Annotated in this window: 1 pseudogene; it reads left to right on the top strand. The window is 57.9% G+C overall.

The features are described 5' to 3' along the window. Positions 1-113 precede the first annotated feature (113 nt). Positions 114-247, top strand: a pseudogene (locus GWC77_RS29430) (ATP-binding protein); the annotation flags it as partial.

The following is a 247-nucleotide window of genomic DNA, read 5'->3' as shown; positions in this document are numbered from 1 at the left end:
CATTCTGCCGCAACCAGCCATACCTCAGCTTGTCGATTCAGAGCGCCTCAAGGGTTCGCTGCGCCGGGCTTACGCCCGCCCTTGACCCGCTAACATCACCCACTCGGAATTCAAAAGAGGCCCTTTTGTTAACCGCAAATCAACCATTCGGCGAATGGGACAAGGTCTTCCCCGACCGGGCCATGACGGTGGCCGCCGTCGACCGGCTGGTCCATCACTCGACGATCTTTGAAATGAACGTCGAAAG

Origin of the sequence: Paraburkholderia sp. NMBU_R16, assembly GCF_013282575.1 — a bacterium.
GTDB lineage: Bacteria > Pseudomonadota > Gammaproteobacteria > Burkholderiales > Burkholderiaceae > Trinickia.
The sequence above is the reverse complement of the archived record's forward strand: the minus strand, read 5'-3'. Positions and strand labels throughout refer to the sequence as shown.